We start from the raw sequence: 22,659 nt of genomic DNA, 5'->3' as shown, positions 1-22,659 counted from the left end.
GACTGAACAAAAACGGTCACGAAATGTAGGAGTAGTACGACTTGAGCGCCGGCAGGACCACGCCGGCGGGCAGCCGACCGACGACGCCCAGGGCGAAGAGCAGGTTGTAGCGCAGGTTGGTGGCGGGCATGCCCTCGCGGGCGGCGGCCACCCCGTTGAGTGCGCTGCGCCAGTCGTGCCAATCGATATTGAACGACATCGACGGCGTCTCGGCCACCACCTTGTGCAGCGTGCCGGGTGGCATGTAGAGCAGGTCTCCGGCCTCGAGCACGGCGGTACGCACCTCGGCGGTCGCGAACAGCGGGTACCGGTCGAGGTCGGGGTTCTCCGGGTCGACCGGCGACCAGCGCCAGTCCCGCACGTAGCAGAGGTTCCGGTCGCGGTTGCCGACCATCACGAACCGCTTGCGGCCCGAGATCTGCAGGAACAGGTTGTGGGTGAGCAGCGTATCGAAGTGCAGCGGCGTCTGGGATCCGGTGGGACCGACGAAGAACTGGGTGAAATCCCACCAGCGGTCGCGGAAGAACGGTGGCAGCAGGTTGGCCTGGAAGCCGGCCATGTCCTCGCGCAGCTTCGGGATGATCGACAGCAGCGGCACGTCGTGCAGGTACGGCGGCCGTTCGCCGATCTCCCGCGCGGCGTCGGCGGGTGCCCCGTCCACATCGGCGGCCCGCTTCTCCCAGTCGGCGACGGCCCGCGCGTAGTCGGCCATCCGCATGGTGGTGGTCTTCCCGGCGTCCACGTTGCCGGTCTTCAGCCGCACCACCGCGTCCGGGGCGATGTCCCCGAAGTAGCCGATGGACCAGCGGGAGACCGCCCGCAGCCCGGCGACCGCGCCGCGCATCACCACCGGCTCGCGGCCCACGTAACGGGCGTAGAACTCGTCCGGCGACAGCCGGCCTTGGACATCGATGGGCCGGCCACGGGCGTCAGTTGACACGCATACTCCTTCGACTCCAGTCGACCTGGTTTGGCGAAGTCCGAAGCGGCGCCGGGCGTGACCCCGCGACACCCGGTGCGCACGCCGGCGGTCCGTCGGCGCGGGTCGTCGAGACCGCGCCGGCGGCGATCACCGCGGGCGAAGGGGTATTCCGGGATGGCGCTTCGGTACCGCCGCCGCACCCGCTCGGCGGCGGCACTACTCGGCGGCGTCGGCGGTGGTCTTCTCGTCCTGGTCTTCGTCGCTGTTGACGACCTCGTCGTCCAGCTCCGCGAGCATCTCGCGCAACTCCTCGGGGCTGAGACTGCTCAGCATCTCCGAGTCCACGAGCTGAGAAAGGATGTAAAACGGCATCTGCACAGGGCCCTCCGAGAATGTCTCCGGGCAACCAGCTGTGCCCGAACTGGCAGGCTCGGACCATGTCGAGGCTATGATCCGCAGCCGGGGGATGTCAAGGGGATCTATGCACTAATCGATCTTGCCGGCGGCCGGGCGGTCGTACCACAAAGTGCGGGTACGCGCATGATCATCTGTCCCGGGGTAGCCTGGCGGCCATGGCGAATTCGGGGGTCAAGAAGTCACGTTGGCTGCTGCGTCGGCCCGATCCCGAAGCGGGGGCACGCTTATTCTGTTTTCCCTATTCAGGCTCGGGCGCGACCATGTACGACCGGTGGCCGCGGCGCTTCGGCGACATCGAGGTCTGCCCGCTCCAGCCGCCGGGGCGGCAGAACCGCATCCGGGAGCCGCACTACGAGACGTACGAGCGGCTCGCGGCCGACCTCGTCGAGCAGCTGGCGCCGTACCTCGACCGGCCCTTCGCCTTCTTCGGCCACTGCTCCGGCGCCCTGCCCGGGGTGGCGGTGACCCGCCGGCTCGCCGCCGCCGGGCTGCCGCTGCCGCACCGGGTGTTCGCCTCGGCGCAGGTCGCGCCGCACGACGGCCCGTACGGTTCCTTTCTTCGGATGGACCGCGGCGAGCTGCGCGAAGAGCTCGCGACCATCATCGTGAACCTGGGCGGGCAGCCCACCGAGGCACTGCTGGACCTGGGCCTGGAGCTGCTGGTCAAGGACGTCGAGGCCAACCGGCGGTACGTCGTGCCCGCTCCGGTGCGGCTGCCCTGCCCGGTCACCGCGATCGGCTGGAGCGGGGACACGGTGATCCCGGCCGGGCTGATGGGCGGCTGGCGGGCAACGTCGGCGGACTGCCGGGAGGTGGTCCTGGACGGCGGCCACTTCGCCTTCCTCGGCGCTCCCCCGGCCCTGCTGGCAGAGATCACCCGGGACCTGCCGGTCGGGGCCGGCCCCGGCACCGAAGATCATTCAGAAGAGCCTATGCCCCTTGACACGATCATGGAGAGACACCAAGCTGGGCGGTAATGGCTCATGGCCAGAGGTGACCCGCCCGCGAAGGCGAGGCGCGGCGTTCTTGTGACGACTGAAAAATAGACCCTCCCCGGGTGCGAAACAGCGGGGAACGCGAGAAATCAGCGCCGAACAAAAGCGGGGTATCCGTGACGGCTGAGGATTGGCGTAACGCCACTATCACCGATCTGTTCGATGAACAAGTGCGGCGCCGCCCCGAGGCGACGGCCCTACGCTTCGACGGCGTCGACATGACCTACGCGGAACTCGACGCACGCGCCGACCGGCTGGCCCGCCAACTGCGCTCGCTCGGCGTCGGCCCGGAGAGCGTGGTCGGGGTCTACTTCGAGCGCTCGTTCGAGATGCTGGTCGCGCTCGTCGGCATTCTGAAGGCGGGTGGCGCCTACCTTCCCGTGCACCAGAACGAGCCGCCCGACCGGTTCCGCTACATGCTGGACACCGCGGGCGCGAAGGTACTGCTCACCCACGACCCGATGGCCGGGCGGGTGCCGGCGGTCGATGCCACCGTGGTGAACCTGGACCGGGCGAGCGACCTGCCGGTCTCCGACGAGCCCGTCCGGCCCGGCACCCGGCCGGACAACCTGGCGTACGTCTGCTACACCTCCGGCTCGACGGGCATGCCCAAGGGGGTGGCCGTGCCGCACCGGGGCGTGGTGCGGCTGGTCCAGACCGACGCCTACGACACGGTGACCGAGGGCGAGACGTTCCTCCAGTTCTGCTCGCTGCGGTTCGACCCGTCCGCGTTCGAGATCTGGGGGTCCCTGCTCAACGGCGCGACGCTGGTCATCTACCCGCCGGGCCCGGTGTCGCTGCCCGACCTCGCCGAGTTCCTCAACCGGGAGAAGATCACCACGCTCTGGCTCACCACCGGCCTGCTGCACCGTCTCATCGATGGTCACCTCGACCAGCTCGGCGGGCTGCGGCAGCTGCTCGGTGGCGGTGAGGCGCTGTCCCCGCTGCACATCAACCGGGTGCACGGCGCCTACCCCGACCTGCTGATCGTCAACGGGTACGGGCCCACCGAGGACACCTGCTTCACGTCCTGCCACGTCGTTCGCAAGCCGGTCGGTGACTCCGTCCCGATCGGGCGGGCGGTCGCCGACACCCACCTGTACGTCCTCGACCCGGACCTTCAGCCGGTGCCCGACGGCGCGTGGGGGCTGCTCTACACCAGCGGCAGCGGGCTGGCGCGCGGTTACGTGGGTCGGCCGGGAATCACCGCGGAACGGTTTCTGCCCGACCCGTTCCGGCCCGGCGAGCGGATGTACAGCATCGGCGACGTGGTGCGCCGCAACCCCGACGGCGACCTGGAGTTCCGCGGCCGGATCGACGACCAGGTGAAGATCGACGGCTACCGGATCGAGCTGGGCGAGGTCGCCAACGCGCTGGGTGGACTGCCCGAGGTGAAAGAGGCCGTCGTGCTCGGCCGCGACGACGTCAGCCCCGAGCGGAAGGTTCTGGTGGCCTACGTCGTGCCCGCCGAACGCACCGGTGGCCTCGTGCCGCGGCTGCGGCTGGCCCTGCACGCCAAGCTGCCCCGCTACATGCACCCGTCGGTGATCGTCGAGCTGGACGAGCTGCCGATGACCCCGGGGAACAAGTTCGACCGCAAGGCGCTGCCCACCCCCGAGCAGCTGCCGCGCACCGCGGACACCGATTACGCGGCGCCGCGGACGCCGATCGAGACGCTGCTGGCCGACATCATGGCCGACGCCCTCGCGCTGGCCGAGGTGGGCGTCGACGACGACCTGTTCGAGATCGGCGGCAACTCGCTGCTCGCCATGGACCTGCTGGCCCACATCCGCACCGTGGTGGGCGTGGACGTGCCGGCCGCGGACTTCTTCGCGGCGGCGACGGTCGCGGACCTGGCGGAGATGATCGAGGCCCGGTCGCCGGGCATCAGCGAGAAGTACAGCCACGCGATTGGCTGACCGGCACGCCTGAAGCGGCCGCGCCGACACCGGCGCGGCCACTTGGTGTTGCCGCCGGCCGTCGCGGTCCCCTTCCTGCTGCCCGATCCGCCGTGGCCGCCACCTCGTCGACCCTGAGATTGAACGGGTACGCCTCGACGGCCGTCCTCTAAGCGATACCCGTACACACAGGCCAGGTGAGCTCAGATGAGTTGGAACGAGAGTGACACCGGGACGTCCGGCGACGACAGATACGAGGCCCGCCACCGGCCCATCCGCCGGCGACTGGAGCCACCCATGCCAGACACGATGCGGACGAAGGCCATGCGCCGCGGCGCGAAGGCACTCATCGCCTGCTTCGTGGTGCCCTCGGTGCTGATCGGCGTGCTGCTGCTGATCGGGGTGAACGACGGCGATCGCCGGAGCGACCCGGACCTCTCCAACCGGCAGGAACATCTCTGGACGGGGGACACGAGCTTCCCCGACGACTGGGCGACCGACCCGACCGACCCGACCGACCCGACGAACCCGACGTCGCCCGGATTCTCCCCCGGACATACCACCACCGTCTCCTCGGAGGCGCCTCCGGCGGGCACCACGACCGCCCCGGCGCACGCCGACCCGGCGCCGTCGGCCATCGGCGGGCCGACGGCGACCCCGCCGCCGGCCGAGCCGAAGGCGGGGGTGAAGCGGCTGCTCGTGGACAACTTCGACGGCACGCCCGGGTGGACCGGTGGCCGCGGCCACAACGACCTGGACAAGGTCACCGAGTGCGAGGTGTTCGTCAGCTGCAAGGTCACCGGCGGCGCGCTGGTGCTCAAGTACAACGACGACGGCTGGTTCGGTAGCGAGGTCAACCGCAGCGTGGCCGAGTACACCTACCTTGTCCTGCGGATCCGAGGGGAACACGGCGGCGAGGAGGACGACATCGGGCTCACCCTCGGCGGGGTCGTCTCCCGGCTGTCCAAGCTCGCCCTCACCGGCGGCGGCCGGCCGCACATCACCTCCAGCTACCAGGATCTGCGCATCCCGCTGGCGGCTAACGGCATCAACCGCGCCGCCCCGGGCGAGTTCCAGCTCGACTTCTGGCACGGCGGCACCAGCACCGTCTACATCGACGAGATCCGCTTCGAGTCGTAGTGACCCGCGAGGGCGGGCCGCTCCTCTGTCCGGGAAGGACTAGCACATTCATGCCCAAAACAAGGACTCTCTACCTCGCCGGGGTCGGCGCCGTGGTGCTGGCCGTCGTTCTCGGCCTGGTCGTGGCGGTCTCGCCCCGCGCCTATGCCGGCACGGTCGCGCTCACGGCGACGCAGCTGACGACCACGAAGGGTCGCACGGGCCGCGGCCAGCCGGTGACCAACCTCGCGGAGGCCGATCTGTCGGGGACCACGGACGGCTGGAACCGCTACGTCGAACTCATCGGCCGGTACAGCGGGTACCTCACCTTCGCCGCGCCGGAAGCCGTGGCACCGGAGTCGGTGACCGCGGTCGAGGTGCGGGTGAACTACCGCGGTCCCGCGCCCAGAACCCAGACCTGGACGTTCGCGCTGTACGACTGGGCGTCCCACGCCTGGGTGCGGGTGGGCACGAACGCCGGCGTCCCGGACTGGGGCCCGTGGACGTCGCTTGCCTGGCCCACGCCCGCGCCGTACGCCCGATACGTCTCGCCATCGGGTGAGCTGAGGCTGCGGATCCAGTCGAACAACGGCCGCGACGCCGCCGACCTCGACTACGTCGCCATCGCGCTGACCTGGGATTCCGAGCGGGCAACGCCGGGCGGCTCCGGCACGCCACTGGCGCCCACCGCGACCGCGTCACCCGTTCCGGCGCCGACGACCGTGCCGCCGTCCCGAACCGCATCCCCAGCGCCGTCCCGAACCGCGTCGCCGTCCCCGTCCCCGTCCCCGTCCCCGTCCCCGTCGGCCCGCCCCACCCAGCCGGCCGACTCGCCGTCCTGCCCCACCTGCTGGCACCCGCCGCTTCGGACGAGCTGGAACTGGGCCATCGCCGGCGTGCCGGAGGCCCCCTTCCGGGACGTCGACATGTACGACATCGACGGGTTCGACGCGTCCTCGGCGGACGTGGCCGCGCTGCACAAGGCCGGCATCCGGGTCGTCTGCTACATCAGCGTGGGCTCCTACGAGGAGTGGCGCCCCGACGCCGGTCAGTTCCCGGCGGGCGTCCTCGGCCGCGCCCTGGACGGCTGGCCCGGCGAACGGTGGCTCGACGTCCGCGGCATCCGCACCACCGGGAACGAACTGGCCCGGATCATGGCGGCCCGCATCGACATGTGCCGAGCCAAGGGGTTCGACGCCGTGGAGTTCGACAACATGGACGGGTACACCAACTCGACCGGGTTCCCGCTCACCGCCGCCGACCAGCTCGCCTACAACCGCTTCCTCGCCGAAACCGCTCACGGTCTGGGCCTGAGCGCGGTGATGAAGAACGACGTCGACCAGATCGGCGATCTCGTCAACCACTTCGACATGGCGCTCAACGAGGAGTGCAGCCGGTACAACGAGTGCGGCGGCTACGCGGCGTTCATCGCGGCGGGCAAGCCGGTCTTCCACGCGGAGTACGGCTCCTCGACCGCCTTCTGCTCGGCCGACAACGCGGCGAACATCAATGGCGTGCTCTTCTCGATCGACCTGGACGACTCCGTCTACCGCCCCTGCCGCTGACCCTCGCACAAGCGAAGCGCCGGCGGACCCGGAAGGTCCGCCGGCGCTTCGCTGTCTCGCCCGTTACTCTATCCAGCCGCGATCGGCCGCCGCCTTGACCAGCCGCCGGCGGATCTCGACGATCTCGGCGGCGGTGACGGTGCTGATCGTGTCGATGAGCACGTCCGTGATCTCCCGCTCGTACTCCACGACTCCCAGAACCTCGATGAGGGAATCGTCGTCGTCCTCCGCGGCGCCCCCCTGACCCGCAGCACGCGCCGGTGTAGACCCGGCCGGGCGCGGAGCCGACGGTGCCGGGGACGGCGCTACCGGCGCCGGGTGCGCCGACGGGATGACCCGAAGGTCGGTCGCCCGCAGCCCCCGCTCACTCATCACGGTGTTGTACTCCACCCGCATCCCGGGCTGCAGGATCTGGGCCGCCTCCCCCACATCGTTCATGTGGACGAAGACATCCTCACCGCCGTCGTCCGCCTCGATAAATCCGTACCCGTTCAGCTTGCTGAACCGAATAATCCGCCCTGTTGCCATCTGCTCACCATCCCACCAAACTGACCCGCACCATCACTTCTCTCCCCAGCCACCGCCACCTGCCTGCCGCCGGGGTCTGCCGCTCGGAGTTGCCCGCGCCACCGGCATAACGGGCGGCGGTCGGCACCGGTTCGACCGACGCCCCCAGGAGGTAGTAAACCACCCATCTTGGTCCCCGTCCTCGCCGGCTACGAGTCACTGTCGGCGAGAACGATCCAGGGAACATCGGCCATGAGTCCGACGTCGCGGCCGCGGGCTCGCGCACCAGGCTCGCCGGGTTCGTATCGTCTCGCCGGGTCCCACGTCCCGTCCGCCCGGTGCAAGAAGTCGATCGGACTCGCACCGTGGGTGTCGTCCATGGTGAAGACGCCCAAGTTCTTGTCGACCCGCCCCGTGACCGCGAAGACCACCCAGGTGTGGCCCCGCCGCAGCCGAAATCCGATCCGGTAGGTCTTATCATCCGTCTCGCCCTCCCCGTCGAGCTCGCTCGTGGGGGAGGTGAGCGCACCGGGTGCCGCCGGAGGCAGCGTCCGCACGACGGGCCACCAGCCGTCCCGGGCGAGGGAGAACTCTCCGTCCGGCTGGCCGTCCGAACCGGTGGGGATGAAGTACTCGCCGTCCGGCGTCTCGTAGCCGGTGAGTTGGCGCACGACCCAGCCGCCCTCATGCGGCACATGCACCGTGTATGCCTCGGTTTCGTACCGGGTGTCAGCGGTGCCCGGATCCGGCGCCCCCGCGATGGGCTCGCCCGTCTCGATCGAGTCCGCGATCCGCGCCGCCTCGACCAGGTCCGGCCCGTACAGGTCGATGCCATCCTCGGTAAACAGCATCGTCCGGGCCGGCTCCTCCGCCTCCACCCGAACGGAACCATCGCGGAAGGACCTGACCAGGTGCGTGCCAGCCAACAACCGGCGACTACCCAACTCCACCCGCAACCACGACGCCAACGACGACCCCAACTCCGCCAGCATCCACCCGGGAGCCGCCGCCGCATCACACTGCACCAACAACACATCAGGCGCCAACCGCCCGCCCGCCCGCGCCTCCGCCACCGCCCGCTGCCACCCGGGCAGGCTGGCCAGGGCCGCCACGAACACCTGCCGAGAAAGCCGCCGACCGTCGACCCGTACGCTCCCCGACGCCAGATCACCATGCACCGCCACGGTGAACCACCCCGGCACGACCGGCAACGCCCGACCGGCCGCCAGATCAGCCGCAGCGCGCCCGGCGAACACAACACCCGCCGGAACCTCGTACGCGCCAGCCACCGCCTCGTCCACCGACATCTCACGCGCTTCATCCGTGACGGTGGCCCGTCCGGTCTGCGTGGCGGCCATCGAGGAGCGAGTTTGAGATACGGGGCCGATCCGGCCGAAGTCGTATCCGGGCAGCAGCAACCACGTACCGTTTGCCCTGCGGTCGAACTTGGCCGAGCCGCCAGCGTGCTCCACGAACAGGGAGCCCGAGGCCGGGTCGACGAATCCCCGGAAGTAGGTGCGTGTCAAGGTGTTGCCCTGCCGCAGCTCGAACCCGATCCACGTGGGCGGCACGTCGCCCCCGGAGGTACCAATCGACAGGGCCGGGAAGAGGGCCGCGCCGGGCGGCGGATCGACCGTTCGTAGCACCGGCCACCAACCCCCCTCGTGGGGCGAGAACTCGCCGGTCTGCCGGCCGTCAGCGGGGTCGACGGAGACGAACCGCGACCCGTCCGGCGTCTCGTAGCCGCTCATGCGGCGCGTCACCCAGCCTCCCCCCTGCGTCACCCGCACGTCGGCCTCAACCGCGTACCAGCCGGCGAAGGAGCCTCGCCGTACCAACCCCGGGTGGCCGGAGGTTGGGGACGAAGCCGAGGAGAGCCCGCTACTGGTACGGCGCGCCGGCTCCGGTCGGGAGATGGTCGGCGAGGGGTGGGTGCTAGTGCCCGTCGTGCCACTGTTCACCCGGCTGCCTCGACCGATGCGGGCAGGCCCGGCTCGCGGTGGCGTGGGCGGCTCGTAGCGGTCCGGCGGGGTCCAGTGCTCCCGCAGGTCGCGCTTGCGGACCGGCTCGTGTCCGCGTGCCTCCTTCGCTCGGCGCACGGCCGCCAGCAGCGATGTGAAGTCCGCGATGTCGGCTCCCGGCCCCACCGGCTGCGGACGGTCCGGCCCACGCAGATCGGTGATCAGCCGCTGCACGCCTTCCCAGGGCGTCCGCCGCTCAGCAGCCCACGGCAGGTAGCTGCCGGCCCGCGCGACCGCGAGCAACCGACGAACGTCTGTTGCTCGTCGCAGGTCCCAAGGGGACGCTGGGAAGGCGGCCCCGACGATGCCGAGGACATCCAGCACCACCGACACCTCTTCGTTGCGGACGCCGGCCGGGGTATGGGCCAAGCGGCGCGTTTGCGTCTGCGGGCCACCATGGCGTACGCCAAGCTCGATGATGAGCTGGTCGATGCGTTCGGCGTTGCGCTCCGCCAGTCTGTATCGCCGCAGGTTGTACATCTTGCGGGCCGCGTCGCCGCGGGGCGGGTCCAGGCCGACCACCTGCCGCCGGAGAACCTCGAGGGTGACGTTGTCGTCGTCGCCGAAGTCGCGGGCCATTCCCGCGACCAACGGCACGTACGGGCTGGCATAGAAGTCCGGGTCTTCGGCCTTGCGCCATCGAGGCTCTCCAATCAGGTGCCGGACGAGCGCCTCGAAGTGGAACCACCCGCCGCGCGGGGCGGCGTGCCGGGGAGGTGGCATGACAGCGAGGACATCCCGCACCTTGCGCACCGCGTGGAGGTCGGCCCTGCTGAAGTGGGGACCGAACATCACCGCGGTCAGATGCGCCGTGTCGAAGAACTTCTGCGGCCCGCCGAAGCGTTCCTGCAGCCGAGCCCATCCTCCTGGACTCCCCGCCAGCTCAAAGAGTCGGGCGTGCAGCACCGGGACACCGGCGCGGGCGGGCGACATCGTGATGGGGTCCACCGGTGGGCGCCAGCGCAGGGCGGCCGCGATATCCGGCGTATTGTCCACGAACTCGGCCAACACCTGCGGTGGCGGATCACCGCCCAGCACGCCCGCGATGAAGTCGGCGAGGAGGCGAACCTGACTCGGAGCCACCGGCCGCGATCGATGACGCTGCTGGTTCGTGGAGTCGCCGCGCACGACCCGGACGATGTCCTCGACATCCTGCCAGTCCCGCGCCTCGGACCCGGCCATGCGACTCATGGTGTGCAGGTGCTCCGTCGTGAACGTGGGACCGTACACCGCGGCGGTGAGATATCCGACGTCCCGCAGCCGTTGAGCCGCGTTCGGCTCGGGCGGGATCCCGATCCGCCGGGCCAGGCCAGCCGGGCCGCCATGCCTGGCCGCCAGCTCGTGCAACCGCTGGTGCAGTCGCTGGATGTCCACCCGTTGCGGAGCCGAGTTGGCGCCGTAGTACAGGTCGCTGAGCTGCACGAACCCCACCGCGGGCCGACTGCCGCTCGCCGTGACCACCTCGGCGTTGGGCAACCACTGCCCGAACTGCCGCGCCACCTCGTCCGTGAGCCGCACCTGGGTGCCGTCCACGACCGCCAGCTCAGCGCGGCGCCTCGCGTCGACCCAGTCGTGGAAGCTCTGTACCGCGCCGTGCAGGACGTCGTCGTACTCCTGGCCTGACAAGCCGTTCAGCGATCCGGCCAGCAAGGCGAGATCCAGGCGCGAACGGTGAATAATCAACCCCTCGAACAACGCCACAGCGCCCTCGATCATGCGCGCCGCGTGATCGGCCTGCGTCGCGGCGTCCGGGTTCGATCTCGCCTGCAGCCGCACAACCATCGCCCGCCTATTCAGGCTCATGACCACATCGGCCGAAAGGACCGGCTCCGCGTGGTCCGCACCGACCACCGTCCGCGCCATGATGAAGTCGCGGTAGTGCCGGCGAGCCTCGGCTCGCAGCTCCGTCCAGTCGATCTTCCACCGGTCCGACGCGTCCCGGGCTCCCACGTATCGGTACTCGCCGACGGTCAGTGCCGTGTGTTTCAGGTTGCCCTCGTTGGTGTCTCCACCGGTCAGATACGTTCCGATGTGGAACGACTCTTCCGGCGTGAAGGAGCGTTCCGGTTTCGCCATCAGGCCGCCGTCGATGTACTCGGACAGGGTGTAGTCGCGCCTGTCGAGTCGATCGTGCAGGAGGTCCAGCGGTGCCTGCCGCTGGATGGCCGTCCGCTGAGAGGTGTCGACGTTGTACTCCTGGAAGAACTCGGCCATGCGCTGCTTGATAACCGGCCGGTAGACCTCGAGCAGCAGTTGCGGCACTCGCGACAGCTTCTTGAAATCATCGTCGAGCGAGTATCGCTGCGCCCACTCCAACTCTTCCTTGAGCAGCCTCCCTCTGAAGAGGAGATGCCCGTGCGCCTGGGCGGCGAAGTGCGTGTACAGGTACGTGCCGTACCCGGCGACCGTTGTGTCGGGGTTGATCCCGGCGAGCGACGGTGCGGCGCCGGCCAGCTGTTCGGCCAACCACTCGCCGAACCGCATCCCTGCCCCGACGTGCATCAGCTCCGGGCCCCTACGCTTGGCCAGCGACTGGTACATCGCCCACAGCGTCTCCACCGGTCGGCCCTCGCTGTAGTGCTCCTCAAGCCGCGTATAGGGCAGGCGCCGCACCGTCACACCCCGGCCCTGCTCGGTCGGGGTGAGCCTGGGCAGCAACTCCGGAATCGGACGCTCCCGCCAGGCCCGGGCGTGGATGGTGAACACGGCGGCGGCCTGCGCGGCGAACGCCGCATCAGGGTCGGCTCCGACCACTTCGTCGTCGTACAACAGCGCCGGCCGCCAGTTCGTCGTTTCGATCAGGTAGTCCGGCGGCCCGTCGGCCTGCATCTCAAGGTCGGGGTGCCGAGCCAGGACGAACTTGTTGTGCAGGAGATCGGGATCCGGTGCGCTGAGGTCGGTTCCGAAGTGCTCCAACTCCATGCCCCAGCGCCAGACCCGTCCGGGCTCCGCGACGGCGGACGTGCCTGGATCCGGGGCCCCCACGACGGGCTCGCCCGTCTCGATCGAGTCCGCGATCCGCGCCGCCTCGACCAGGTCCGCCCCGTACAGGTCGATGCCATAGTCGGTGAACAGCATCGACCGGGCCGGCTCCTCCGCCTCCACCCGAAGCGAACCATCGCCGTACGACCTGACCACATGCGTGCCCGCCAACAACCGACCACTGCCCAACTCGACCCGCAACCACGACGCCAACGACGACCCCGACTCCGCCAGCATCCACCCGGGAGCCGCCGCCGCGTCACACTGCACCAACAACACATCCGGCGCCGGCCGCCCTCGCGCCTGCGCCTCCACCACCGCCCGCCGCCACCCGGACAGGCCGGCCAGGGCCGCCACGAGCACCTGGCGGGAGAGCGGCCGGCCGTCGACCCGTACGCTCCCCGACGCCAGATCGCCGTGCACCGCCACGGTGAACCAGCCCGGCACAACCGGCAACGCTTGGCCGGCCGCCAGATCAGCCGCATCCTGGCCGGCGAACACGACACCGGCCGGAATCTCGTGCGCGCCAGCCACCGCCTCGTCCACCGACATCTCACGCGCATCATCCGAGACCGCGGCCCACCCGGTCTGCTTGGCGGCACCCCAGGAGTGACCTGCCCCCCACGGCTGCGCCGCTGCCATGCCGGCATCGCCACCCCGATCCACGGCGGGAAGCTGGTGGGCGAGGTCGGCCATCGAAACGGGGCCGGACCCGGCCGCCGCCATGGCCCGCTGCATCGCCTCGACCAGTGCGGAGACCGTCGCGGCATCGGCGCCCGGCGGTGCCGGTCGCGGGCCACCCGCTTCCAGCTCGTCCGCCAGAGCGACCAGGTGGTAAGCGAACCGCATCGGTGGCGCCTCGCCCTTGATCCGCAGCAGCCGGAAGATCGCCTGCGCGCGCTCCACCGCGATCGACCATTCGGGGAACACCGCCTCGTGGACGCCGACCACATCGATGATTGCCGCCCAATCCGGCGGGCTGTCGGTGGGCCCTCCGGCAAGGCGTTGGCGCAGGCCCGCGATGTGGCCTTCGTACTGCTCAGCCAGGTCCGCCCGACGCAGGTCGGCCAGGGTTCGGGCCAGGTCGCTGCGCGGTCGCGCGATGCCGGACACCTGGGCGGCCAGGTCGTGCTCCGTCACGGTCTGCGGATCCAGGCCGCGCACGTTCTCGATGATGGACCGCAGCTGCGCCGGCGTGCGCGTCAGCCGCCGCAGATTCTGCTGCGTGGTTTCCGGGCCGCCGAGACCGGCGACAAGGTCGAACACGGCGCGCATCTGCGCCCCGTCAATCGAATCCCATGGACGCATGAGCGGGCCGGCGACAACGGACACCAGCTTCGTCCACGACCGCGCCCACCGACCGGTCGTCGGCCATTCCAGGTTGGAGAGCTGGCGCATGGCATCCAGGTTCTCCACCGTCAGGCGCACGCCCATCACCTCGGCGAGGTACGCCACGTCCCACACTGCCTGATACCGGTGAACCCTGACCGGAATCCCGATCCGGTCGGCGAGACCGTACACCCCGCCGTGCTCCGCGGCCAACGACCACAGCCGCTGATCCATGGCCCGGATGTCGACCCGGCGAGGGGCCGGCTGCGCGCCGATCACCTCGATGCCGAGCAGATCCTGACGGTGTCGTTCGGCCAGCCTGGCGTGCCGCACATCGGCGAGTACGCGGGCTGCCTCACTCGACCGCGAGTCCGCTGCCACGATCCGGCGGTGCAGGTTCTCGACGGTCAGCGCCTCGGCGCCGAGTTCCCGAGTGATCGCCACCAGATGCCGGACGAAGGGGGCAACGGTGAGCTGCGGGTCCTCATCGGAGAACCGCACCGGTTCGTTGAGCAGGGTCGCGACCAGCGACTCGATCTCGCGCCAGCCCGCCAGCTCGGGGCCACCGGCCCGAACGCGCAACTGGTGGAACGCGACCAGGTCCGCGAGCTCGAACTCGGGACCGACCGCTTCGAAGGTCAGGTGCGCCGTGTCCCAGAACTCCTGGGCCGTGTGCCACGAGCCGGCCGGATGGCCGATCAGGGCCGGCACACCCTCCGCCCCGGCCAGGGCCACGACCCGCGCGAAGATGCGCGGCAGGCGTGCCGGGTCAGCGTCGGCCGTGAACTCGTCCCCCGACACCCAGGACAGGACCGCCCCGACTTCGGGCAGGCGATGTATCCAATCGCGCAGGTCCCCCAGGTCCAAGCCGTCGTTGAGGCCGGACACGACGTCGGCCAGGATCCGGACCTGCCCCGGGTCCACGGCCCGGCGGGCGCCGGGCCAGAGATCGTCACCACGGACGGACCGGACGATCCGCTCCAGGCCGGCCCAGTGCGACGCCACCCGGCCGAAGCCGATGGAGATCCGGGCCAGCCGGTAGGTGGTCACCAGGTTCGCGACGTCGAAGTCCGGGCCGTACACGGCGGCGGCGAGGTAGGCGACATCGCGCACCCGCTGCGCGGCCCGCTCCGGGTCAAGCTCGGGCGCTATCCCCAGCTCCGCCCGCAGCCGCTGCAGATCGCCGAGGTCGCCGGCCGGGCCCAGCCGCGCGTCGAGGCGATGCAGGTCGACGCGGCGCGGTGCCGAGTCCGCCCCCGTGTATCGGTCGCCGACACCGGTGAACCGCACGGCCGCCCGCTCGCCGTCCGACGCCCGCACCCTCGCGTTCGGCCACCATGCTCCGAAGTCCTCGGCCGCCCGGTCCCGATGCGACAGGCGCACCGTGGTGGCGTCCACCTCCTCGACGAGGGCGCGCGTCGCGGCGTCCAGGTTGACATGCACGCCTTCCACCGCCCCGTGCAGCACCCGCTCGTACTCCGGCCCGCCCAGGCCGTCCAGCGCCGCGCGGAGCAGGCTCAGGTCCAGGCGTGAGGGCTCGCCCGAGAGCCCGCGGATCAGGTACCCGGTGCCCGCATACATCCGGACCAGCAGATCCTTCTTCGCCTCGCCCGCCGGACCGGGATCCGTACCGCGCCGGGCCCGGGCCCGTTCCAGATACATCCGGGCAAGGTGGTCCAGGTCGACGGGCTCGGCGAACATCGCGCCGGTGATCCGCCGCGTGGCCATGAACCGTCGGTACCGCTCGCGGCTGCCCCTACCCACCCACGCCAGCACCGTCTTGCGCTGGCCGGACGCCGATACATCGTTCAGAACGCGGTACTCACCAACGACCAACTTCTGGTCATCCATGCCCACGGCGGCGATACCGAACGCCTCCTCCGAGGTGACGCTCCGCTCCGGATGGGGCGTGAAGCCGCCCTCGATGGCCTGCGCGGCGGTGTAGTCGCGCCCCGGCAGCCGCGTGCGCAGCAGATCCACCTGCTGTCCCCGGGCCTGTTTGATGAGCCCGAAATGCGACCGGAAGTACTTCCGGAACGCGAGATCGAACTGTTGCTCGATCCACGGACGGTGGATCTCCAGATCGATACGCAGTTGCTGCGGGAGGGCCGCGAACGCTTCGTTGGGAACCGGCCGAGGCGCCCAGGCGAACCACTTGATATTCACGTCGGACTCGTGCTGCCGCAGGTGGGCCGCGAAGAGCATGAAAAGCATGGCCACGTGACCCGCGACGATCTCGTCCGGCCCGAATCGGTACGGCTGCGGCTGGGCACCGCCCAACTTCCGGGCGACCATCGCACCGACCGACATCGCCACCTCAATCCGGTTCTTCCACCGCCTTTCTCTCACGAGTGGATGCTGGGCGAGATCCGCGAAGACGGTATACAGGGTCTCGTGCCGATCGCCGGCCGTGACATCCGAAGACAGCGTATCGTCGAGGAATCTCTCGATAAGGAGATTGGCGAACTCGGGTGCGACGTCCATCATCGGCAACAGCCGCGCGAGGGCCGTGTCACCGACGTTGTCGCTCAGGCGCCTGATGAGCTCGTCCATCGCGGCCGCGGCCCGGTCCGGATCGGCACCCCCCACCTCGCCGTCGTAGAGCAGGGCGGGCGCACCAACCAACTCCACCAAGATGCCGCCACGGCCGCCGGTCACCACGGATGCCAGGCCGGGAGCTTGCGCCAGCCTCGTCCCCCGGGGCGGCCGAGTCTGGGAGTCCATCATCAGAGCGCCGAGATGCTCGACCTCAGCCCCGATCAGTCCACCCCGCAACCTGGCCGGCCGCCACCCGCCCCCCGGCCCGCGCCGCCACTCACCAACCTTCACCAACCGCTCCGGATCGACCTGCACGAACTCGTCCGGGCCGACGAACCAGCCAGGCACCGCCCCCCGAGCCCCACCGCCATCCACTTCGGACTCGACCACGATGCTCGCCAGCACCGACGACACCGGCACCGTCGGCTCGACCTCGGCCTCCGCCTCCACCGCCTTGGTCAGGCGCCACAGCTCCTCACCATCCATAACGGACCTACTGCGCTGCCACTCTTCGGCCTGCGCCATCCCCACCAGCAACGACATCAACACATCCCGCCACTCCACGGCCACCGGCACCCGCACGGTAGAGGTGGCGGCATCAAACCCACCCATCCCGGGCTGCACCGCCACCGGCGAAATGCCCAGCAACCCCGCAATCCATTCAGCCGCCTCCACCACCGCGGCGGACCGGCTCGACGCCCCCGGGTGCACCGACCGGCCGACCCGCCACGCCCACCGCACCACGTCACGATCCCGCGACCGCAACCGCACCGCCGAGTCGGCTTCGCGAGGCAGCGGGTCAACCGACGGGTCGGGCCCTGACGACGCCGCCCGCGCCGGATACGCCGCCAGGTCCTCGGCGGCGATGCCGGCCACGGCCGGGGCGGTGCGCTGCCCGGGGTCGGAGGATGTGAAGATCGACAGCGTCTCGGCCCCGTCCCGGCGCAGCGCCGCCTCGATCTGGGCGACCGGCATGCGCGGGTCGGCGTACAGGTTCACCCACAGCAGCCGTCGCTGCGCGGCCGGCAACCCGGCGAGGAAGTCGGTCACGGCCGAGATCTGGCCGGCGTTGAGCGGCGCGCTGGGCCGGCCGGCGGCGATGAGTCCCAGTGGACCGGTGATCTTCTCGATGTCGCCCTGGAAGTATGCCAGGAACAGGTTGTCCGGACCGCCCACCGCCGCCGCCAGCTCACGGATCTCACTGATCTCGGGGTAGTCCTTCGGCCAGAACGCGCGGAGCAGGTCCACGTCGTCAGGCTCCGGCAGCCCGGTGCCCCACTCTCCCTCCACCCGCTCGCGCAGCCGCCCGCGCGCCTCCCGGTCCCAGATCTCCTCCTCGGCGGCCACCATGACGATCCGGGTGAGCCAGGAGACCATCCCCTCGAACAGCACCTGGTATGCGCGCGACCCCGGCAGGAACTGCCTGGCATACGCCACGAACCGCAGATTCGCCATCTCGTGCAGGATCTCGTGGACCAGGCTGCCCGGCATCGCCCACAACCTCAGCCGCAGGCCGTTCGGGCTCCCGCCGGGCAGCACCACCTGGACATGCACTCCCCTGCGGTCCTGGTAGGCCGGCCACGCGCGGTTGATGGCCAGGACACGGTCGATGACGGTCGGGTCCGCCGCCAGTTGCGCGATCACCTGTTCGATGATCATGGCTTCGGCATTGAGCGGTACGGCCACCGCTACGCCGGTCGACTGCCCGTGCGCAGGTGGCTCTGTGGTGCTATGCCGCGGCCGCGCCCCGTGCTCCGCCAGAACCTGCTGAAGCTTGGGGCTGTGCGAGATGAAGGTGCGCAGCACATGGGTCACCCGTTGCCAGATCTGATCGGGGCGCGTAGCCCACTGGTCCGCGAGACCGGTTTGGTAGCCGTCATGCAGATCTCTGCCGACGACCAATCGAGGCGCGGTCGCCAGCGCACCAAAGACCCGGTCGATCCACGCACTGGCCAGATGGCTGATGTCCGCGAGGTGATCGAACATGCGCCGAAGCCGGTCAGCGTTTTCCGGTATGTGCTGGGCCTGAATCACCGCCGCCCCGCTTGCCCGGTAGGAGTCGTCGAGGCTGGAGCGCAAGGCGCTGTCGAACCTGCTCGCGAAGTCCTCGTCCACACCTGGGAGCCGCTCGACGAACGCACCGGCGATCCCGTGGCCGGGCGCGGACGCCGCGGGGGCCACCGGAGGGGCAACGGCACCGGTCACGATGTCGGCGAGCCGCTGCCGTTGGGTCACCGACGGCGCCGGAGTCAGCCCGGCCCACACGGCGGGGTCGCGGGGGCCGCGGGTCGCCGCATCGCGGTGCAGCCCGTCGAGCACCCGGTCCAGCGTCGCTGCATCGATAACCCGCCCCCGGCCGGCGTCGATGGAGCCAGCGGCGACGGTGGGCCTCGTACGCATGATGGCCAACCAGCGCTCCGTCAACGCCCGCGGCCGGGGCGGCAACGCCCGGACCGCGGCCACGATCGTGTCCGGATCGCGCTGGAACAGTTCGGTCAGCCGGGTGATGCCGGCGGTTTGCGCCGGCGGCGCGACTCCCCGCGCAACCGGGTGGCCCTGGCGGGCCGCCTCCCAACCGTCGACGATCCGCTGCTCGACGAGGCTCACCAGTTGTTGCCGCTCGACGACGTCCTGCCAGCCGTCGAGCGCCTCCACCACGGCATCGTCGCTCAGCAGCGCTATCAGCGTGTCATCGTCGCTGGCCGCCAGGAGCGCCAGGACGGCCAGCCGGTCGGCGCGGTCCGATCCGGCCGCCAGCAGGCGCCGCAGCAACACCCCCACCTGGTCCTGGTCGAGCCCGGCGCCCGGGTCCCCCGCGCGGTGGCGCAACGCCAGTTCCCGCAGCACGTCGGGCGCGGCCGGGCGCACCGCCCGCGAGGAGTGTCCCGGCAGGTCGGCATAGCTGAACCCGCGGCTGTCCAGGTACCAGCCGATGTCGGCGACGGCCACCCGACTGCCCTCGGCCCGGGTCGGCCCGGTGACCACGAACCACCGCCCGCCGTCCCGTTCGGCGCGCAGCATCAGCACGTCGCCCGTGTCGTCGAAGACGAGCACGCCGCCCTCGTACGCCACCGCCTCCCACAGCCAATCCAGGCCGGGCCCGTGGCCGAGCCACGGACGCAGGTCCACCACCGAGCGCAGCACGGGCAACGCGAGCAGCGCGCTGACCGCCGCGCTGAACACCGCCGAGCGCGTGCCGGAGGTGCGCTGTGTCAACCAGGGCCACCGGGCGTCCGGCCCCGTTGTGGGGTCCGAACCGTGTGCCACCGTCAACGAGGCCACCCGGTGCAGGGCGAGCCCGGCCCGAGCGCTCAACGACCGCAACGCGTGCCCCGCGTCGGTACCGCCGTATCCCGCGGCCACCGCGCGGGTGTCGGCCTCGATCCCGTCGAGCTCTCGCCCCGCCTCCGCCAGCCTCTCCCGGACCCACCCGGTAAGGCCGCCGCCATCGATCAGCGGCAACCGGTCCAGTTCCTGGCTGGTGTTCGCGGCCAGACCTCGGGCGACAGCCAGCACCCCGGCCACGGTCGGCACGCTGTGCAGTACCGGCAACGGCAACGGCACGTTCGGGGTCTGGCCGAAGGACGTCGCGGGCACGGGCGCGCCGGCGGCCAACAGCGCCTCGGGCAGCACCTCGCTGTGCAGCAGCGCCGAAAACACCGACTCCGGCGCCAGCATCCGCTCGACCACCACCGGGTCGAGGTTCAGCAGGCCCAGCCGTGCCCACCGTATCGCGACCGGTTCCTCCCGGTCATAACGGACCGCCGCCAACTCCGGGGTCGCCAACGGGTCGCGGCCCTCCCGCAACCGGGCGGCCACCAGGTCCAGCAGTGCGCTCAGCGCCGCCACGCTCACCGGTGCGATCGCCCATCGCAACGCGCGCCCGTCGGCCGTGGTGGCCGCTCGCGTCGGCGCCACCGCCGCCGCCACCAACGCGTCGGTCAGCAGCGAGACGAGGACCGCGATATCGAACCGCACCTGGCTTGCGGTGATCGCCGCCCCGACCGACACCAACGCATGGCCGATCTCGTCGCTGTCGAAGACCTCACCGACCCGATCCGCCAGGTAGCCGTCCGGCACCAACGCCACCAGATCACCCAGAACCGCATCGAGCACCGCCTCCGGCACCGCCAGGCCCGGCATCGACGCCATCACCTCGGCGTAGCGCGACCGCAGCCGCCCGACCACGACCGACGAGCCGCCGGCCAGGTGGTTGCCCTCTTCGACCCACAGCGGGTACGCCACCAACTGCTCACTGCGGGCCGCCACAGCGGGACCTCGTTCGTCCGCCCCCAGAACCCCGCCACCGGCCACGTCATCCGGTCCATGCGCCACCAACCACGACCACACATCCTCCGGAGCGTGGCCCTCACCCAGCGACGCCCGCAGCGCCATCACCCACTGATCAGCCGTCCACAACAACTGCTCGGCCTGCCACTGCACCCGCACCACATCCGCCGCGGTAAACGACACCTCCCCCGCAAGACCGGACACCGCCGCCGCCAACGCTTCACGCTGCTTCTTCAGCTGCGCCGTCAACCCACCCGCCACCTCCACACCCCCAAACCGACCCAGCCGCCGACCCACCCGCCCCACCACCGACGCCACCTCAGCCAACCCCGCCAGACCACCCGACCAAGCAACCCACCGATCCGGCTGCGACGACGGCGGCACCCTCAGCGTCCACACCGCGGGAGAGGGCATCGATCGCCGGAAACCGCGGATCAGATCGTTCTCCCCCACCGCTTTCCACTTGCGGGCGGCCTCCTTAGCCGTCCGCACCGCCCCCAGCAGCTGTACCACGTCCTCGATGCCCGGCCCCGACCGCAGTCGTGAGTCGAACAACCCGTGCTCGCGCATGAACCCGAATACGTCGTTGAGTGACCTCCACCGCTGCCCTGCCGGCCGGCGCTCGTACGGCACATACAACAGACGGCGGACATCTTGCGCCGTGGCCATGTCCCACGTGCGGCCCGGGAACAGCGCGAAGTACAGATCCACGACATCCGCGATCACCTCCGCCTCGTCCGGATACGTACGGTCATCCGACCGCAGCACCCGATCGACCCGCCGCCCCTGACCAGACCCCAACCGCACCCCCAGACCCTGGCGCAGCCCGTCGAGATCCCGCCGAGCCCACTCCCGCAACCGCTCCCGCCGCGAGGCCACCAACTCCGGCACCACCGCATCAACCGGCGCATCGACCTCAATCACCTGCCGGTGCAGGTCCGCCTCCGTCACCTCCCGGCCGAACGCACCCACCAAGCCCAGCACGGCGGCCAGGGCCGCCACCTGATCCGCCAACGAAGCCACCGGTTCGGGCTCCGGGTAACCCAGCACCCGCCAGGCGAGCCGCACCACATCCGGCACTCCCCTTCCGCTCCGGTCGCTCGAAGGCAGTCCCGCGAACCGGGCCCGGTGTGCCACCACCAGATCCGCCACGCTGAAGCGCGGCCTCATGACCACGGCCACCAGATACGCCGCGTCGAGCACCATGCCTTCGGCGGCAACGGGTCCGGCGGCATCGCCGCGTTGGCCGGTCACCGCGGCCACCAGCCCCGGCCAACCTCCCTCCTGCCCGTCCGCCAGCTCTCGCAGCCGAGTCAAGAACCCGCCGATGCCCACCCACTTCTGCACCCGCACCCCGAACTCATCCGCCGGGACCCGCCAGCGCAGCGCCGCCATGACCTCCGGCGAACGCGCCAGGATTCCATGCAACTCGTCCAGCGTCGGTTGCCGCGACAGGTCTCCGACCGCGCGACGCACCAGCGAGACCACCGCTTCCACCTGGCGCGGAACCAACCGCCCCGGGTCATCGGTTGCGGCCTCATCCGCGATCAGCCGGAGGATTCCACGCTCCACATCCCACCCACGGACCGGCTCGATGCCGTCCAGCGGGGTAGCCCCGACGCCCGGCGCCCGTAGCCACGGCGTACGGCTCCCGGCGCGCAGCCGCGCCACCGCATCCACGCCGGCCATCTGCCGGACCAGCGCGTCCACGGTCGCACTCGGGCCGAGTTCGGCCACCAGGCTCAGCAGCAAGCCCGCCCACTCCTGCGTCGTCTGGGCCGACAGCGCCCCGGCAGTGCGCACCATCGGATCGCCCAGCACGTCATCCACCAGCTCCGCCACACCGGGCATATCCCGCCCGGGCCGGCCATCCGGAAGCTCCGCGAATCGCATCCAATGTGCCGCAACCAGATCCTCGCCGGTGAAATAGCCACCGGCTGTCCAGCCGGCCAGGTGCGCCGCATCCCACACCATCCGCTCTGCCGCATCCAGCCCGGCATCGACCCCGCGCTGACCGGTCACCGCGGCCACCAACCCCAACCAACCGTGTGGGTGCTCGGCCGCCAGCGCCCGCAA

The 22,659-nt window shown here is 70.6% G+C and carries 7 protein-coding genes (1 of these 7 only partly in view); 4 read left to right on the top strand and 3 right to left on the bottom strand.

Annotation, left to right across the window (positions count from 1 at the left end; genetic code table 11):
* Positions 1-16 precede the first annotated feature (16 nt).
* Positions 17-940: a cupin-like domain-containing protein gene (locus KJS59_RS13880; protein WP_213453282.1), complete on the bottom strand. Its 924-nt coding sequence runs from the start codon at positions 938-940 to the stop codon at positions 17-19.
* Positions 941-1,494: 554 nt separating this feature from the next.
* Between KJS59_RS13880 and KJS59_RS13875 the strand changes: the two genes are divergently transcribed.
* The 4 genes from KJS59_RS13875 (at position 1,495) to KJS59_RS13860 (ending at position 6,916) form a co-directional block, all read left to right on the top strand.
* Positions 1,495-2,316 (top strand): thioesterase II family protein, encoded by an 822-nt coding sequence (locus KJS59_RS13875; RefSeq protein ID WP_213453281.1) that lies wholly within the window; start codon positions 1,495-1,497, stop codon positions 2,314-2,316.
* A gap of 188 nt (positions 2,317-2,504) precedes the next feature.
* Positions 2,505-4,253 carry a non-ribosomal peptide synthetase gene (locus tag KJS59_RS13870; protein ID WP_213453280.1) on the top strand — a complete coding sequence of 583 codons (1,749 nt, stop codon included), beginning with the start codon at positions 2,505-2,507 and terminating at the stop codon, positions 4,251-4,253.
* 276 nt (positions 4,254-4,529) lie between these two features.
* Positions 4,530-5,372, top strand: coding sequence for a hypothetical protein (locus KJS59_RS13865; RefSeq protein ID WP_213453279.1), 843 nt, complete (start codon positions 4,530-4,532; stop codon positions 5,370-5,372).
* Positions 5,373-5,422: 50 nt separating this feature from the next.
* Complete coding sequence (locus tag KJS59_RS13860; protein WP_213453278.1) at positions 5,423-6,916, top strand: endo alpha-1,4 polygalactosaminidase; 1,494 nt, start codon at positions 5,423-5,425, stop codon at positions 6,914-6,916.
* 63 nt (positions 6,917-6,979) lie between these two features.
* Here the strand turns inward: KJS59_RS13860 and KJS59_RS13855 are convergent, their stop codons facing one another.
* Together KJS59_RS13855 and KJS59_RS13850 are read right to left on the bottom strand one after the other, a co-directional pair.
* Entirely contained in the window at positions 6,980-7,444 is a 465-nt protein-coding gene (locus KJS59_RS13855; RefSeq protein ID WP_213453277.1) for a cold-shock protein, read from the bottom strand.
* Positions 7,445-7,632: 188 nt separating this feature from the next.
* Positions 7,633-22,659 carry the 3' portion of a zeta toxin family protein gene (locus tag KJS59_RS13850; RefSeq protein ID WP_213453276.1) on the bottom strand. Its footprint extends 20,940 nt past the window's final position, so the window shows 15,027 of its 35,967 coding nt (coding positions 20,941-35,967); its start codon lies beyond the right edge, outside the window — the gene reads right to left on this strand; it ends in the stop codon at positions 7,633-7,635.

Origin of the sequence: Rhizomonospora bruguierae, assembly GCF_018397995.1 — a bacterium.
GTDB classification, from domain to species: Bacteria; Actinomycetota; Actinomycetes; order Mycobacteriales; family Micromonosporaceae; genus Rhizomonospora; species Rhizomonospora bruguierae.
The sequence above is the reverse complement of the archived record's forward strand: the minus strand, read 5'-3'. Positions and strand labels throughout refer to the sequence as shown.